This is a genomic window from Pantoea sp. RIT-PI-b, from assembly GCF_001187905.1.
Classification (GTDB): Bacteria; Pseudomonadota; Gammaproteobacteria; order Enterobacterales; family Enterobacteriaceae; genus Pantoea; species Pantoea nemavictus.
Genome location: NZ_LGIS01000027.1, coordinates 79948 through 96455 on the forward strand (window position 1 = coordinate 79948; position 16508 = coordinate 96455).

Annotated in this window: 14 protein-coding genes; 11 read left to right on the forward strand and 3 right to left on the reverse strand. The window is 56.6% G+C overall.

What is annotated here, in order from left to right; all coding sequences use genetic code 11:
• Nucleotides 1-156 precede the first annotated feature (156 nt).
• A complete protein-coding gene (gene aas / locus AC790_RS17785) occupies nucleotides 157-2307 on the forward strand; it encodes a bifunctional acyl-ACP--phospholipid O-acyltransferase/long-chain-fatty-acid--ACP ligase (RefSeq protein WP_049852624.1) in 2151 nt (716 codons plus the stop codon).
• Nucleotides 2304-3494, forward strand: coding sequence for a lysophospholipid transporter LplT (gene lplT, locus AC790_RS17790; protein WP_049852625.1), 1191 nt, complete (start codon nucleotides 2304-2306; stop codon nucleotides 3492-3494). Before aas ends, lplT begins: the two co-directional genes overlap by 4 nt.
• A gap of 81 nt (nucleotides 3495-3575) precedes the next feature.
• Here lplT and AC790_RS17795 read toward each other — a convergent pair whose 3' ends face one another.
• The 3 genes from AC790_RS17795 to mutH all read right to left on the reverse strand — a co-directional run bounded on the left by AC790_RS17795 (nucleotide 3576) and on the right by mutH (nucleotide 5770).
• Nucleotides 3576-4616, reverse strand: coding sequence for an NADP(H)-dependent aldo-keto reductase (locus AC790_RS17795; protein ID WP_049852626.1), 1041 nt, complete (start codon nucleotides 4614-4616; stop codon nucleotides 3576-3578).
• Between the two features lie 144 nt (nucleotides 4617-4760).
• Nucleotides 4761-4979 carry a YgdI/YgdR family lipoprotein gene (locus AC790_RS17800; protein WP_007890930.1) on the reverse strand — a complete coding sequence of 73 codons (219 nt, stop codon included), beginning with the start codon at nucleotides 4977-4979 and terminating at the stop codon, nucleotides 4761-4763.
• Nucleotides 4980-5083: 104 nt separating this feature from the next.
• Complete coding sequence (mutH, locus tag AC790_RS17805; protein WP_007890931.1) at nucleotides 5084-5770, reverse strand: DNA mismatch repair endonuclease MutH; 687 nt, start codon at nucleotides 5768-5770, stop codon at nucleotides 5084-5086.
• Between the two features lie 682 nt (nucleotides 5771-6452).
• On the opposite strand from mutH, the gene rppH reads away from it, so the two are divergent.
• The 9 genes from rppH (at nucleotide 6453) to recC (ending at nucleotide 16409) form a co-directional block, all read left to right on the forward strand.
• Nucleotides 6453-6980 carry an RNA pyrophosphohydrolase gene (rppH, locus tag AC790_RS17810; RefSeq protein ID WP_007890933.1) on the forward strand — a complete coding sequence of 176 codons (528 nt, stop codon included), beginning with the start codon at nucleotides 6453-6455 and terminating at the stop codon, nucleotides 6978-6980.
• Between the two features lie 12 nt (nucleotides 6981-6992).
• Nucleotides 6993-9239 (forward strand): phosphoenolpyruvate--protein phosphotransferase, encoded by a 2247-nt coding sequence (ptsP, locus tag AC790_RS17815; RefSeq protein ID WP_049852627.1) that lies wholly within the window; start codon nucleotides 6993-6995, stop codon nucleotides 9237-9239.
• A gap of 112 nt (nucleotides 9240-9351) precedes the next feature.
• A complete protein-coding gene (gene lgt / locus AC790_RS17820) occupies nucleotides 9352-10233 on the forward strand; it encodes a prolipoprotein diacylglyceryl transferase (RefSeq protein ID WP_007890935.1) in 882 nt (293 codons plus the stop codon).
• Nucleotides 10230-11024, forward strand: coding sequence for a thymidylate synthase (gene thyA / locus AC790_RS17825; RefSeq protein ID WP_049852628.1), 795 nt, complete (start codon nucleotides 10230-10232; stop codon nucleotides 11022-11024). The genes lgt and thyA overlap by 4 nt, the downstream gene beginning before the upstream one ends.
• Nucleotides 11025-11222: 198 nt before the next feature.
• Nucleotides 11223-11693 (forward strand): prepilin-type N-terminal cleavage/methylation domain-containing protein, encoded by a 471-nt coding sequence (locus tag AC790_RS17830; protein ID WP_049852629.1) that lies wholly within the window; start codon nucleotides 11223-11225, stop codon nucleotides 11691-11693.
• Nucleotides 11684-12223 carry a prepilin peptidase-dependent protein gene (locus tag AC790_RS17835; RefSeq protein WP_049852630.1) on the forward strand — a complete coding sequence of 180 codons (540 nt, stop codon included), beginning with the start codon at nucleotides 11684-11686 and terminating at the stop codon, nucleotides 12221-12223. The genes AC790_RS17830 and AC790_RS17835 overlap by 10 nt, the downstream gene beginning before the upstream one ends.
• A complete protein-coding gene (locus AC790_RS17840) occupies nucleotides 12220-12639 on the forward strand; it encodes a DUF2509 family protein (protein WP_049852631.1) in 420 nt (139 codons plus the stop codon). Before AC790_RS17835 ends, AC790_RS17840 begins: the two co-directional genes overlap by 4 nt.
• Before the next feature lies 1 nt (nucleotide 12640).
• Nucleotides 12641-12913 (forward strand): prepilin-type N-terminal cleavage/methylation domain-containing protein, encoded by a 273-nt coding sequence (locus tag AC790_RS17845; RefSeq protein WP_238344411.1) that lies wholly within the window; start codon nucleotides 12641-12643, stop codon nucleotides 12911-12913.
• A 115-nt stretch (nucleotides 12914-13028) separates the two neighbouring features.
• Nucleotides 13029-16409, forward strand: coding sequence for an exodeoxyribonuclease V subunit gamma (gene recC, locus AC790_RS17850; RefSeq protein WP_049852632.1), 3381 nt, complete (start codon nucleotides 13029-13031; stop codon nucleotides 16407-16409).
• Nucleotides 16410-16508: the final 99 nt, after the last annotated feature.

Genomic DNA, 16508 nt, shown 5'->3' on the forward strand with positions numbered 1-16508 from the left:
GGTCGCCGCACGGCAGAGCTGAAACTGCCTCAGCCGATGGCGAACGAAAGCCGCGCTGTGCTTAACGCCATTACGTTTAAATCACCGCGCCACTTGTCGAAAAACCTGAGATCCTGCATCGTAAGAGCCATTTTTTGCGAATGCTAAGGAGCTGGCATGTTACTCACCTTCTTCCGTTTCCTGTTCCGCCTGCTGTGGCGTGTGGAGTTGCGCGGCGATCTCACGGCATTACATAAAGAAAAAGTGCTGATTACCCCCAACCACATGTCGTTTCTCGACGGGGTGTTGGTGGCGCTGTTTCTGCCGATCAAACCGGTGTTTGCCGTCTACTCGTCGATCAGCGAACAGTGGTATATGCGCCTGCTGAAGCCAATTATCGACTTCGTGCCGCTCGATCCCACCAAGCCGATGTCGGTTAAACATCTGGTGCGGATGATCAATGAAGGGCGTCCGGTGGTGATCTTCCCGGAAGGGCGCATTACCGTGACCGGCTCGCTGATGAAGATCTACAGCGGCGCCGGTTTTGTGGCGGCGAAATCTGGCGCCACCGTGGTGCCGATGCGTATTGAAGGCGCGGAATATACGCCGTTTGGTCGGCTGGCGGGCGTGTTTAAGCGCCGCCTGTTCCCGCGCATCACCTTGACGGTGCTGCCGGCGACGGTGATCCCGATGCCCGAAGCCAAACGCGCGCGCGATCGCCGTCAACTGGCGGGTGAGCACTTACACCATGTGATGATGGAAGCGCGCATGGCGGTGCGTCCGCGTGAAACGCTGTTCGAGGCGTTTCTCAATGCGCGCCAGCGGTATGGGCTGACGAAGCCGTGCATCGAAGACGTCAACTTCAAGCCAGATAGCTACACCGGTTTACTGAAGAAAGCGCTCGGCGTGGGCCGCATTCTTGAACGTTATAGTCAGCGAGGCGAATACGTGGGCCTGCTGCTGCCGAACGCCACGGTGACGGCGGCGGCGATCCTGGGCGCATCGCTGCGCGGACGCGTTCCGGCGATGCTCAACTACACCGCGGGCGTCAATGGCATGCGCGCGGCGCTCACCGCTTCACAGGTAAAAACCGTCTTCACCTCGCGCCAGTTCCTCGAAAAGGGCAACTTGTGGCATCTGCCGCAGGGCCTGACAGAAGTGCAGTGGATTTACCTGGAAGACCTGAAAGATACCGTCACGCTGAAAGACAAACTGTGGATTGTGGCGCATCTGCTGATGCCGCGCCGCGCGCAGGTCAAACAGCAGCCGGAAGATGCCGCAATGGTGCTATTCACCTCCGGTTCAGAAGGCAATCCCAAAGGCGTGGTGCATTCGCATAAAAGCCTGCTGGCGAACGTAGAGCAGATTCGTACCGTGGCGGACTTCACGCCGCGCGACCGTTTTATGTCGGCGCTGCCGCTGTTCCATGCTTTCGGTTTGACGGTTGGCCTGTTTACGCCGCTGCTGACCGGCGCGCAGGTCTTCCTCTACCCAAGCCCACTGCATTACCGCATCGTGCCGGAACTGGTTTATGACCGTAACTGCACCGTGCTGTTTGGCACCTCGACCTTCCTCGGCAACTACGCGCGTTTCGCCAGCCCGTATGATTTTGCGCGGCTGCGCTATGTGGTGGCGGGTGCGGAGAAATTGCAGGAAGCGACGCGTCAGATCTACATGGATAAATACGGCATTCGCATTCTTGAAGGCTACGGCGTGACCGAGTGCGCGCCGGTGGTGGCGATTAACGTGCCGATGGCGGCAAAAAATCACACCGTGGGCCGCATTCTGCCGGGCATGGATTCGCGTCTGATTTCAGTACCGGGCATTGAGCAGGGCGGTCGCCTGCAATTGCGTGGTCCAAACGTGATGAACGGTTATCTGCGCGTGGAGAATCCCGGCGTGCTGGAAGTGCCGGTCGCCGATAACGGCGAAGGCGAAATGGAAGCGGGCTGGTACGACACCGGTGACATCGTCAGCTTTGATGAAGGCGGTTTCTGCCAGATTCAGGGCCGTGCGAAGCGCTTCGCCAAAATTGCCGGTGAGATGGTATCGCTGGAAATCGTTGAGCAAATCGCGCTGAAAGCGTCGCATGAGAAGCAGCATGCGGCGTCGCTGCGTCCGGATGGTAATCGTGGTGAAGCGTTGGTGTTGTTCACTACCGATAGCGCACTGGGCCGCGACACCTTGTTGCAAGCGGCGCGTGAGATCGGTGCGCCAGAGCTAGCGGTGCCGCGCGATATCCGCGTGATGAAACAGCTACCGATGCTGGGCAGCGGTAAACCGGACTATGTCAGCCTGAAGCAGCTGGCGGAAGAGGAACAAGCATGAGCCAGGTGTTAAATAAGGATGCACCGCTGTTATCGCGCAACATGCTGGCGGTGATTGTGGCGCAGTTCTTCTCGGCGTTTGGCGACAACGCGCTGTTGTTCGCCACGCTGGCGCTGCTGAAGAATCAGTTCTATCCGGACTGGAGCCAGCCGATCCTGCAAATGCTGTTTGTCGCCACGTACATTCTGCTCGCGCCCTTTGTTGGGCAGATGGCAGATAGCTTCGCCAAAGGTCGGGTAATGATGTTCGCCAACAGCCTCAAGCTGCTGGGCGCGCTGATCATCTGCTTTGGCTTCAATCCGTTCCTCGGCTATACGCTGGTGGGAATTGGCGCGGCGTCCTACTCGCCGGCCAAGTACGGCATTCTGACCGAAATCACCAGCGGTGAACGCTTAGTGAAAGCCAATGGCTTAATGGAAGGCTCGACCATTGCGGCGATTCTGCTGGGTTCGGTGGCGGGCGGTATTCTGGCGGACTGGAACCTGGTCGCCGCGCTGGTGGTGTGTGCCATGACGTATGCCATGGCGGTGGTGGCGAATATCTTTATTCCGCGCCTGACGGCAGCGCGTCCGGGCCAGAGCTGGCATTTTGGCGCGATGCTGCGCAGCTTCGTGGCGGCGACCAAAATACTGTGGCGCAACGGCGAAACACGTTTCTCGCTGCTCGGCACCAGCTTGTTCTGGGGCGCAGGCGTGACGCTGCGTTTCCTGCTGGTGCTGTGGGTGCCGGTGGCGCTTGGCATCAGCGACAATAAAACCCCGACCACGCTGAATGCGATGGTGGCGATTGGCATCGTGATTGGCGCGGCTGCGGCGGCAAAACTGGTGACGCTGCAAACCGTGCGTCGCTGCATGCCGGCGGGCGTGCTGATTGGCGTGATGGTGGTGGTGTTCGCGTTACAACAGAGCTTGCTGAATGCTTATCTGGTGCTGATGCTGATTGGTGCGCTGGGTGGGTTCTTCGTAGTGCCGCTCAATGCGCTACTGCAGGAGCGCGGCAAAGAATCCGTGGGTTCCGGTAACGCGATTGCGGTGCAGAATCTGGGTGAAAACAGCGCCATGCTGCTGATGCTGGGGTTGTATACCGTGGCGATTAAGCTGGGTGCGCCTGCGGTGGCGACCGGCGTGGGATTCGGTGCGATTTTCGCCGTGGCAATTGCGGTGCTGTGGTGGAAAGCGCGGCGGTAATTGTGCGGTAATTAAAAAGGTCGCCATGAATGGCGACCCTACGGCAGAATTTGTAGGGTGCGCATTAATGCGCACCTGGTTTCAAGGCGCAGGATAAGTAAACTGGCGATGAATCGCTTCCAGCTCCTCTAACACCTCGGCGTTCAGCGTCAGATTGAAACTCTCCACGTTAATCTTCAACTGCTCCAGCGTAGTCGCGCCCAACAGGGTGCTGGCAACAAACGGCTGCTGACGCACGTAGGCCAGCGCCATCTGCGAAGGATCCATATTGTGCTTGTTCGCCAACGCCACGTAAGCGGCAATCGCCTGCTGTGACTGATCGCCGCTGTAGCGGGTAAAGCGGCTAAATAGCGTATTGCGCGCACCGGCCGGTTTCGCACCGTTCAGGTATTTACCACTCAGCGTACCAAACGCCAGGCTTGAATAAGCCAGTAGCTCTACGCCTTCATGCTGGCTGATCTCCGCCAAACCGACTTCGAAGCTGCGGTTCAGCAGGCTGTACGGGTTCTGGATGGTGACGATACGCGGCAGCTCATGCTTCTCCGCCAGCTGCAGGTAGCGCATCACGCCCCACGCGGTTTCGTTCGAGACGCCAATGTAGCGAATCTTACCGGCGCGCACTTGTTCCGTCAGCGCTTCCAGCGTCTCCAGCAGCGTGACCGGCACGCTGGAATCGGTATATTGATAACCCAGCTTGCCGAAATAGTTGGTCTGACGCTGCGGCCAGTGCAGCTGATAGAGATCGAGATAATCGGTATTCAGGCGTTTCAGGCTGGCATCCAGCGCTTCACGGATATTTTTGCGATCCAGCGCCTGATGCGGGCGAATCGAGGCATCCGCGCCGCGTACCGGTCCGGCAACTTTGCTGGCCAGAATAATTTTGTCACGGCTGCCGCGCTTCTTCAGCCAGCTACCAATATATTGTTCGGTTAATCCCTGGGTTTCCGGGCGCGGTGGCACCGGATACATTTCCGCGGTATCAATCAGGTTAATGCCACTGCTAACCGCGTAATCGAGTTGTGCGTGGGCGTCGGCTTCGCTGTTCTGCTCACCAAACGTCATGGTTCCAAGCCCCAGCTGACTCACTTCCAGCGTGCTATGGGGAATACGGTGATAGTGCATTTGCCGGCATCCTTTTTTCATTATGAAAGGGAATGTTGTGTCCTTTGGGACTATAACGTGTCAAGCGGCGCGGAAGGAAGGGGGGAAAGTTCGGGAAATCGCCTGCACAAGGGGAAAACGCGTGCAGGCTTGGCAATTTGGCACTTAACGCTCAATGATGGTCGAGACCTCGTCACCATTGATCTGCATCTGATGGCCTTTCTCATCGGTGTACTGTACCAATCCTGTCTCTTTATCGATGGCCGGTTTGCCATCTGTCATGATCATACGGCCATCTTTGGTCGCCATGACGTAATCACTGCTGCAACCGCTCAACAATACCGCCACCAACGCCAAACCCACTGCACTCACCAACCCTTTCATTCTTATCTCCTTCTCGCGACTTCAACTGCAAAAGTGTAGTAATAAATGCTTTCATCGCCAGGAGTAATCGCATCATTCCTAAAGTTATCGGCAGCAATATGCGTTTACAGTAAAAAATGTCGCGCTAAAAGTGGACCGGTGAAGCTTTTCTTCAAATAAAAGCCGCGTGGCAGCGTCATGATTGGCTCGCCATGTTCGCCAATCGCTTCTGTCAGGGCTTTGCTGTTGGCGGCTTTGGGCCGGATTTGCAGCCAGGCGCCGTGCCGGGCGGTGATACGCTCAACCTGGCCGAGCACAATCATATCCATTAACTCTTCCCAGTCTTCCCGCAGCTGCTGCTCCTCTTCCTCGTTGGGATGCCACAATAGCGGTGAACCCACGCGCCGCTCGGCCAGCGGTAGCGCACGATCGCCTTCAATCGGGATCCACAGCACTCGCGCCAGCTTGTGACGCACATGGCTGGTTTCCCAGGTGACGCCGCTATTGCCGGTTAATGGCGCGACGCAGACAAAGGTGGTCTCCAGCGGTTTGCCTTGTGCATCCACCGGGATGGTTTTCAATTCAATGCCGAGATGGGCGAAATCCTGCTCGGCTTTACTGCCGGCGCTGGCGCCTAAATGTAGCTCCAGCAGCATGCCAACCCAGCCTTTATCGCGCTTCAAATCCGCCGGAATGGGCAAGTTGATCTGCGCCGCCAGCGCGGCAAATGTCTGACCTGCCAGCTGCTGGGCACGTTGCAGTAATTCCGCTTCGTTTTCAGGCGGCGATGACAATAAGGGCGAGGAGTGCATGCTAAAACTCACATTGGTTGAAGAGTGAACAGTAAACGCGGCCTGGATTTGTCCACATGGCAGTTAAGTGAATAACGTAGATAATAGCATGATTCAGCATGCTTTTTTAATTGTATAGCCACCAGGCGTCTGCGGTTATCGCAAGGTTATCCCAGCTTGTTATCGACAATGAACAGGTGTTGAACCAAGTTATCCACAGAAAAATGGGGTAACCCCCTGTTACGGCTACCCCTGTTTCCATTTACAGCCTTGACTTTCGCATTTTGAACGCTTTTTTTCCTTTCTTTGACCAGGTTTAGGGCGTTCTCTGTGGATAAAAACGTCGCTGATGGATCTTTGACCGTTCGAAAAAATAGACGCGAGCATAACCCAGGATCCTCATGGGGATTTAATGGTGATGTGAATTTATCATAATGAAAAATATCAATTTTAATGTTATTTCAAGGTTGGCTGATGAGAGTTTTCCGAAGTGGTTATTCACGTCATTCCCGTGTTCTGCACAAAGCTATCCACAGAAAAGGTGAATAAGATCGCTGATAAATCCCCCGTGCTGTTTATAACTTGGCTCATCTCTGTGAGTTATCCTGTTTTTATTCTGCTTGCAGCCCGGTATCCAGTGGTTTACCGCCTGTAAGGAGTGTGAAACAATCAGGCTATTCAAATTTAGCTTTGAGGTAGTCCAGTGATCGATGATGATGGCTACCGCCCGAATGTTGGTATCGTAATCTGTAACAGGCAAGGACAAGTGTTATGGGCCAGGCGCTTTGGACAGCACTCCTGGCAATTTCCTCAGGGAGGCATCAATCCGGGTGAAACCGCTGAACAGGCGATGTATCGCGAACTGTTCGAAGAAGTGGGTTTACACCGCAAAGATGTTCGAATACTTGCTTCAACCCGAAACTGGTTACGCTACAAGTTGCCAAAACGTTTGGTGCGTTGGGACACAAAGCCGGTGTGTATCGGCCAGAAACAAAAGTGGTTTCTTCTGCAGTTGATGTGTAGTGACGCGGAAATCAATGTGCAGCACAGCAGCACGCCTGAATTTGACGGTTGGCGCTGGGTTAGCTTCTGGTATCCGGTGCGTCAGGTGGTCTCTTTCAAGCGCGATGTGTATCGCCGCGTCATGAAAGAGTTCGCTGGCGTGGTGATGTCTATGCAGGAGAGTGCCGGGCAGCGCAATAACGCCGCCCAACGACGTAAAAGAGGATAGGCCACGCCCTTTATGCTCACTCAGTTACGCGAAATAGTAGAGAAAGTGGCGAGTGCTCCACGTCTGAATGAAGCACTCGACATTCTGGTAAACGAAATTTGCCTTGCGATGGAAACCGAGGTTTGCTCGGTTTATCTCGCCGATCACGATCGTCGTTGCTACTACCTGATGGCGACACGCGGGCTAAAAAAGCCGCGTGGTCGTACGGTCACGCTGGCGTTTGACGAAGGCATTGTTGGCCTCGTCGGACGGTTAGCCGAGCCGATCAACCTCGCCGATGCGCAGAGCCATCCCAGCTTTAAATACATTCCTTCTGTTAAAGAGGAGCGTTACCGCTCCTTCCTCGGCGTACCCATTATCAGCCGCCGCCAGCTGCTTGGCGTGTTGGTTATCCAGCAGCGCGAACACCGTCAGTTTGATGAGAGCGAAGAGTCCTTCCTCGTCACGCTCGCCACGCAAATGGCGGGCTTGCTGTCGCAGTCGCAGCTCGGCCAACTTTTTGGACAATTCCGTCAGACGCGCGTCAAAGCCATTGCCGCGTCACCCGGCGTGGCGGTTGCGCCAGGCTGGGTAGATGAAACCCAGCCGCTGCTCGATCAGGTCTCCGCCGCTTCCACCCTTGACGTACAGCGTGAACGTGAGCGTCTGGTGATGGCGATGGGCGAGGCGGGTAACGAATTCCGCCGCTTCAGTAAACGTTTTGCCGCCAGCGTGCAGAAAGAGAGCGCGGCGATCTTCGATCTCTACTCGCACTTGCTCACCGATGCGCGGCTGAAAAAAGATCTGTTTGATGAGATCGAACGCGGATCCGTGGCGGAGTGGGCGGTTAAGCAGGTGATCGAGAAGTTCGCCGAGCAGTTTGCCAATCTGCAGGATCAATATCTGCGTGAGCGCGCCGGCGATTTGCGTGTGCTTGGTCAACGTCTGCTGTTCCACCTCGATGATTCGCTGGTCGGCACCAATGCCTGGCCGGAACGCTTCGTGTTAGTCGCCGATGAACTCACCGCCACCACGCTGGCTGAACTGCCGCAGGAGCGTTTAGCCGGTGTGGTGGTGCGCGATGGCGCGGCCAACTCGCATGCGGCGATTTTGACGCGCGCGATGGGCATTCCAACCGTGATGGGCGCGGATATTTTGCCGGCGCAGCTCAACAAACGTTTGCTGATTGTTGATGGTTATCGTGGCGAAGTGCTGATCGATCCTGAACCGGTGCTGGTGCAGGAATATCAGCGTTTGATCAGCGAAGAGAACGCGCTGAGCAAAATGGCTGAAGGCGTGGTCGAGCAGCCCGGCGAGCTGAAAAGCGGTGAACGGGTTCAGGTGATGCTGAATGCCGGACTTAGCCCGGAACACGAGCGGGCGCTCGACAGCTGGGTTGACGGCATTGGCCTGTATCGCACCGAAATCCCTTTCATGCTGCATAACGGCTTCCCGTCTGAAGAGGAGCAGGTAGCTCAGTATCAGGGCATGTTGCAGCTGTTCTACGACAAGCCGGTCACGCTGCGTACCCTCGATGTCGGCGCCGATAAACAGCTGCCGTACATGCCGATTAGCGAAGAGAATCCCTGTCTTGGCTGGCGGGGCATCCGCCTGACGCTCGACCAACCGGAGATCTTCATGGTGCAGGTGCGTGCCATGCTGCGTGCCAACGTGGCGTCCGGCAACCTGAGCATTTTGCTGCCGATGATCAGCCATATCGACGAGATTGATGAAGCGCGTCGTCTGATCGATCGCGCCGGTCGTGAAGTGGAAGAGATGCTGGGCTATGTGATTCCCAAGCCGCGCATTGGCATCATGATTGAAGTGCCGTCGATGCTGTTTATGATCCCGCATCTGGCGGATCGTATCGATTTCATCTCAGTGGGGACCAACGATCTCACGCAATATCTGCTGGCGGTTGATCGCAACAATACGCGCGTGGCGAATCTGTATGATTCCCTGCATCCGGCGATGCTGCGGGCGCTGCACACCATTGCCAGTGAAGCCCGCCAGGCCAAACTGGAGCTGTGCTTGTGTGGTGAAATGGCCGGCGATCCGATGTGCGTCGCGCTGCTGGTGGGGATGGGTTATCACCACCTCAGCATGAACGGTAAAAACGTGCCGCGCGTGAAATATCTGCTGCGCCATCTCGATTTTGAGGAAGCGCAGAAGCTCAGCGAGCAGGGACAGGCGGCGCATACGGCATCGGAAGTGCGCCATTTAGTCTCTAACTTTATGGAGCGTCGCGGTTTAGGCGGCCTGATTCGCGGCGGGCGTTAACGGTTACAACTTGCCGGACTCTGTATACCCGGGCTGTGCTATTATGCGCGGCCTTTTATTATATCAACCCTTAGCCAGACCCGTTTCAGGGCAGAAAAAACGATGGTGAAAGATGACTGACGGCTACATTTCGTTTCCCCAATTCGATCCGGTAATTTTCTCTATCGGACCGGTTTCGCTTCACTGGTACGGCTTGATGTACCTGGTGGGCTTTATCTTTGCCATGTGGCTGGCGACACGTCGTGCCAACAAACCGGGCAGCGGCTGGAAAAAAGAAGAAGTGGAGAACCTGCTGTACGCGGGCTTCCTCGGCGTCTTCCTCGGCGGCCGCATCGGCTATGTGCTTTTCTATAACTTGCCGCTGTTCCTTGAGAATCCGCTGTATCTGTTTAAGGTTTGGGATGGCGGTATGTCGTTCCATGGCGGTTTGATTGGCGTCATCGTGGTGATGTTGATCTTCGCACGCCGCACCAAGCGTACCTTCTTCCAGGTGGCTGATTTTATTGCGCCGCTGATCCCGTTTGGTTTGGGTGCTGGTCGTCTTGGCAACTTTATCAACGGTGAACTGTGGGGCCGCGTAGCGCCAGACTTCAAATACGCCATGCTGTTCCCGGGCTCACGCAGCGAAGATATCGCGCTGGCGGCGAATAATCCGCAGTACCAGGATTTGCTGAATACCTACGGCGTGCTGCCGCGTCATGCGTCACAGCTGTATGAGCTGTGCCTTGAAGGCATCGTGCTGTTCATCATCCTGAACCTGTTTATTCGCAAGCCGCGTCCGATGGGCAGCGTCTCTGGCTTGTTCCTGATTGGCTACGGCGCATTCCGCATCATCGTTGAATTCTTCCGCCAGCCGGATGCGCAGCTTGGCCTGTTCGAAGGCGGCGTCAGCATGGGACAAATTCTGTCGATCCCGATGATTCTGGCCGGGGTGATTATGATGATTTGGGCGTATCGTCGTCGTCCGCAGCAACAAACTCGTGAGGTAAAATGAAACAGTATCTGGACCTAATGCAACATGTGCTGAATGAAGGCGCAGAAAAGGCCGACCGCACCGGAACCGGCACGCTCTCCATCTTTGGCCACCAGATGCGTTTCAATTTGCAGGACGGTTTTCCGCTGGTTACCACCAAGAAAGTGCACCTGCGCTCGATCATTCATGAGCTGCTGTGGTTCCTCAAAGGCGACACCAACATCGGTTATCTGAAAGACAACAAGGTAACGATTTGGGACGAATGGGCAGATGATAACGGCGATCTTGGCCCGGTGTACGGTAAGCAGTGGCGCAGCTGGGGCAGCGCTTCGGGCGAAGAGATTGATCAGATTAGCAAAGTGATTGAGCAACTGAAGCGCGACCCGGATTCCCGTCGCATCATCGTTTCGGCGTGGAACGTGGGCGAACTGGATCAGATGGCGCTGGCACCTTGCCATGCCTTCTTCCAGTTCTACGTTGCCAACGGCAAGCTCTCTTGCCAGCTGTATCAGCGCTCGTGCGACATCTTCCTCGGTCTGCCCTTTAATATCGCCAGCTATGCGCTGCTGGTGCATATGGTGGCGCAGCAGTGCGATCTCGAAGTGGGTGATTTTGTCTGGACCGGCGGCGACACGCATCTGTACAGCAATCACCTTGAGCAGGCGCGACTGCAATTGACGCGTGAACCGCGTCCGCTGCCGAAGCTGGTGATCAAGCGTAAACCGGCCTCAATCTTCGACTATCAGTTCGAAGATTTCGAGATTGAAGGCTACGATCCGCATCCAGCGATTAAAGCGCCCGTAGCGATTTAACTCTTTTTACCCGTCGTGGTCGCCATTCATGGCGACCACGACTCAACCGCAGCTCAATCCCCAGCCGCACCTCAATTCTGAATCCGCCTCGCAAAAATCTGTATCTCTCTGCACATCCCAGCGATTCCCTGCGCAGCGTTCCCCAACGCGTCACTCTGCCGCTTGTTGGGTATCCTCTCGGCGGGCAAATTAGCCGCCATGAACAGAAACGATAACCACGGCTTCACCTTGCCTGAACTGTTATTGGTGATGGTGATCGCTGGCATCCTCAGCGTGGGTGCCTTACAAGGCTGGCAGCGCTGGCAGCAGTACCAACAGCTGCGCGACAGCGTGCTGCAACTGCAGGGATTCCTGCTGCGGCTGCGTGCCCATGCCAACTGGCATAATCGCGATCTTACGCTGTGGTTGCAGCCAGGCGAGAACGGTTGTCTTGGCGCAGGAGCAAAGCCCGCGGAGGGCTGCGCGCTGCCATCACGCTGGCTGTATAAGCCGCCGCATGACAGCGTGCGCATCGTCGCCATCACCGGTGACGTCGGTTTCTACGGTCGGCGCGATGTCGCGCGCCCTGGCAGCATCGATCTTGCCAGCGATGCCGGGCGCTGGCGTTTAATCATCTCTGCCAGAGCACGCATCCGCGCCTGCCAGCCGGGAGAGAAAGGATGCGAATAGCGCAGAGCGGTTTCAGTCTGCTGGAGATGCTGATTGCCATGGCGATTGGCGCGGTATTGATGATTAGCGTCGGGCGTTTTTTGCCGCTGCTGCTCGAGCAGAATCTGCGCCTGCAACAGCGCGTGCAGTTACAACAGGAACTGCAGCAGATCGCCCATACGCTGCAAAAGGCATTGCGCCGTGCAGGTTATTGTCACGGTCAGTGCAGTGGTTCGGCATTGACGCTGGTCACTAACGGCAGCTGCGTATTGCTGCGCTGGGATGAAAACAGCAATGGTCGCTGGGAGGGCGTGGGCCACAGCGAAAGTGATTATTACGGCTATCGACTGCGCAGTGGGCAGCTTGAAATGCAGCGTGGCGTGGATGAGTGCAGCAGCAGCGGCTGGGAGAAACTGTCCGATCCGGCCTTTCTCACGCTTGATGCCTTCCAAGTCGAACGCCAAGGCTCGCGCCTTATCCTGCAGCTGGCCGGACACGTCGGTAACCAAAGTGTGGCGCTGGAAAACTGGATTGAAGGAATCAATCTGTGAAGCAACGCGGCAATAGCACGCTGGGCATGGTGCTGATGATGTTACTGATGGGCGGATTGACGCTGCACGCGACGCGCAGCCAGCTGTCGCAAAGCATGGTGTTAGTGGCTGATGAGCAGCAGCACAGTAAGGATTTCTGGCAGGCGCAGGCTGCATTAGCGTGGGGTAGCGTACAAAACTGGCCGCTGGCAACCGGCTGGCAATGCCAGCAGTGGGCGGCAGAACAGTGGCAAAGTTGCTTGTTAAGAATGGAGGATGACAATGCGTTGTTATCAGGGCATGGAGAAGGGCAGGCGCTATGGCTTTATCGTTGGGTATCGATGCGCAACACGCAGCCGCAGCCGCAAGAGCATGGCTGGATTGATTACTGTCCCCTGTCGCAGCCGGAGCTGTGTCAGCCAGCAGCAGGGCTTTAGTCTGGCAGAAACGCTGGTGGCGATGTTATTGCTGGCGATGACCATCAGCACGTTGCTGCAATACCATCGCGCGCTGGCGCTGGGCTTCAGCCTGCAGTGGCAGCAGCGTCAAGCCTGGCATGTTGCCGGTCAGGCGCTGCTTGGCCATGAGGTTGAGGGCTGGCAAAGCCAGCGCCAGCAGCAGAGCCTGGGCAGTGGCTGTACGCTGGAGCGCGTCACGGTTACGGGACCACAACAGCGTTCGGCCTCTTTAGGGCAGCTCAATTGCCGCTGAGATGGCCTCAGCGGTAGGCATCAATGGCGATAAACGGTAGAGTGGCTCGGCTGCGTGCGTGCAGCCAACGCACCTGCGGCATGAAGTATGACGGGTATATCTTTGAAGGAGAATTATGTTCCGGGTCTATCATTCCAATCAGCTTGATCTGTTGAAAAATCTGGCAGGCATTCTGATTGAAAACCAACCGCTGGCCGATCCGCTTGCTGCTGAGCAGGTGCTAGTGCAAAGCCCGGGAATGGCACAGTGGCTGCAAATGGAGCTGGCCAACAGTTTCGGTATTGCCGCCAACATTGATTTCCCGCTGCCCGCCAGTTTTATCTGGAACATGTTCGTTAAGGTGCTGCCTGATATTCCTGAGGAGAGCGCCTTCACCAAAGCCAGCATGAGCTGGAAGCTAATGCATCGGCTGCCGACACTGCTGGAGCAAGAGGCTTTTCAGCCGCTGCGTCACTACCTCAATGACGACGATGACAAGCGCAAGCTGTATCAGCTCAGCGCCCGCGTGGCCGATCTCTTTGACCAATATCTGGTGTATCGCTCGGACTGGCTCAACAGCTGGGAGCACGGCGAGCTGATTGATGGCTTAGGCGAATCACAACAGTGGCAGGCGCCGCTCTGGTGCGATCTGGTCAACTTCACGGAGAGTCTGGGCCAGCCGATGTGGCATCGTGCCAATCTCTATGCTCGCTTTATCCATAAGCTTGAGCAGGCAGATACGCCACCGCCCGGTCTGCCACAACGCGTGTTCATTTGTGGTATCTCCGCGCTGCCGCCGGTCTACTTGCAGGCGCTGGAGGCGCTAGGTCGGCACATCGATATTCATCTGCTGTTCACCAATCCTTGCCGCCACTACTGGGGCGACATTCAGGATTACGCCTTCCTGGCGAAGCTGCAAAGCCGCCAGCGCCGCCGAATTCAATCGGATGAAATGCAGCCACTTTTCCGCGATCCGACCAGCGCCTCGGCACTGTTTAATGACCTCGGCGAGCAGCAGTTAACCAATCCACTGCTGGCGTCCTGGGGCAAACTCGGGCGCGATAATCTGTTTTTACTGAGCCAGATGGAATCTGCTGCCAACGACATTGATGCCTTCGTGGAAATGTCGCAAGACAACCTGCTGCACAGCCTGCAAGCGGACCTGCTCAACCTGGATGATAAAGCGGTGATCGGGTTAAACGCCGGAGAGCTGGCCGACAGCCGCGAGAAGCGCCTGCTCGATCCGCAAGATCGTTCGATCACGCTGCAGGTCTGTCACAGCGCTCAGCGCGAGGTCGAAGTGCTGCAGGATCATCTGCTGACGCTAATGGAAGCCGATCCGGCGCTTAAGCCACGCGACATCATTGTGATGGTGGCCGACATCGACAGCTATGCACCTTTCATTCAGGCCGCTTTTGCCAGCGCGCCGAGTGAACGTTATTTACCTTTTGCCATCTCGGACCGGCGCGCCAGCCAGGCGCACCCGGCGATTCTGGCACTGCTCAGTTTACTGGCGCTGCCGGAGAGCCGTTTTGCCTCGGAAGATGTGCTGGCGCTGCTGGAAGTTCCGGCGTTAGCGCAGCGTTTCTCAGTGGATGAAAGCGGCCTGCGTCTGCTGCGTCGCTGGGTGATGGAATCGGGTATTCGCTGGGGATTAGATGATGCCAGCGTTGAAGCATTGGCACTGCCGGTTACCGGGCAACATACCTGGCGCTTTGGTCTGCAGCGCATGCTGCTGGGCTATGCGCTAGAGAGCAGAAATGGCGACTGGCAAGGCATTCTGCCGTATGACGAATCCAGTGGATTGATCGCCGAGCTGGCGGGGCATCTGGCCGAATTACTGTCGCGACTTGAACAGTGGCGCGCCCGTCTGGCCGAAGAGCGCTCGTTAGCCGAGTGGATGCCGTTGTGTCGGGAACTGATTGAAAACTTCTTCAGCGGTGATGCTGAAAGTGAAGCCGCGCTGCTGCTGGTTGAAACACAGTGGCAGCAGATTATCGAACAAGGCATGCAGGCGGCCTATCAACAGCCCATTCCGGTTACGTTGTTGCGTGATGAACTGCGTTCGCGCCTCGATCAGCAGCGAATTAGCCAGCGTTTCCTCGCCGGTCCAATCAACTTCTGTACGCTGATGCCGATGCGCTCCATTCCTTTCAAGGTAGTGTGCTTGTTGGGAATGAACGACGGCGTTTACCCGCGTACCTTAGCGCCTCTGGGCTTTGATTTAATGCAGCAGCAGATGCGTAAAGGCGATCGTAGCCGCCGCGATGATGACCGCTATCTGTTCCTCGAAGCGCTGATTTCGGCGCAGCAGCAGCTGTACATCAGCTATATCGGCCGGGCAATTCAGGACAACACGGAGCGCTATCCGTCGGTATTGGTGAGTGAGCTAGTGGATTATCTCGGGCAGAGTTTCCGTTTGCCGGGCGATGAAGCCTGTGAACCTGATGTTAGCGAGCAGCGCGTACGCGAACACCTGCAGAAGCTGCATAGCCGTATGCCCTTTGCCGCTGAGAACTTCCAGCCGGGCGCACAAGGCCAAAGTTTTGCCGCCGAGTGGCTGCCAGCGGCCAGCGGCAGCGGTGTGGCGCAGCCGCATTTCGTACAGCCATTACCTGCCGTGCCGTTAGAGACCTTGTCGCTGGAACAACTGCTACGCTTCTGGCGACATCCGGTGCGCGCCTGGTTCCAGCAGCGCTTAGGGGTTGCCTTCTGGATGGAGGAGAGTGAACTGCCCGACAGCGAACCGTTCGCGCCGGACAGCCTGGAGCGCTACCAAATTAACGCCCAGCTGTTGAACACGCTGGTCAACGGTGACGATCCGGCGCAGCTGTATGCTCGCCATCGCGCCGCGGGCAATCTGCCTTATGGCCCATTCGGGGAACTTTTCTGGCAGAGCCAGACCGAAGAGATGCAGGAAGTGGCGGCTGAAGTGAGTGGTCAGCGCCAGCCGGCCGAGAGTTGGGAGATCAACCTGAAGTTGGCTGAGGTGCAATTGACCGGTTGGCTGACTCAGGTGCAAGCTGATGGGCTGCTACGCTGGCGTCCGGGCGTACTCAATTTGAATGATGGCCTGCTGTTATGGCTGGAGCATCTGGTGTATTGCGCGCTAGGCGGTACGGGTGAAAGCCGCATGTACGGGCGCAAGCAAAGCCATTGGCGCTTCACTGCGCTGGCATCCGAACAGGCGTTAGCGCTGCTCAATGAGTACGTTGCAGGTTATCAGGCCGGGTTGGTTCAGCCGCTGATGCTGCTGAACAAGTCTGGCGGTGCCTGGCTGGAGGCGAGCTTTGATAGCAAGACTCACCAGTTGCTGGAAGACGAAGCAACGCAGAAAAAGGCACTTAACAAACTGCTGCAAGCCTGGCAGGGTGGTTTCCAGGTGGAAGGCGAGGGCAGCGATCCCTATCTGCAGCGCCTTAGCCGTACACTGGATGAAGCGACGGTAGAGGCAATGACTGCCGCCGCACGCCAATGGTATTTACCGGTGCGTCTCGCGCATCAACATGATGATTAGCAATCGGGCGCGGCTTAGTTCGAAGCTGTTCCCAACACTATAAAAAAGTTTTTCTATTTCACCGCTGGACACACAGCCAGCGGAAAAGGGTAACGTAAG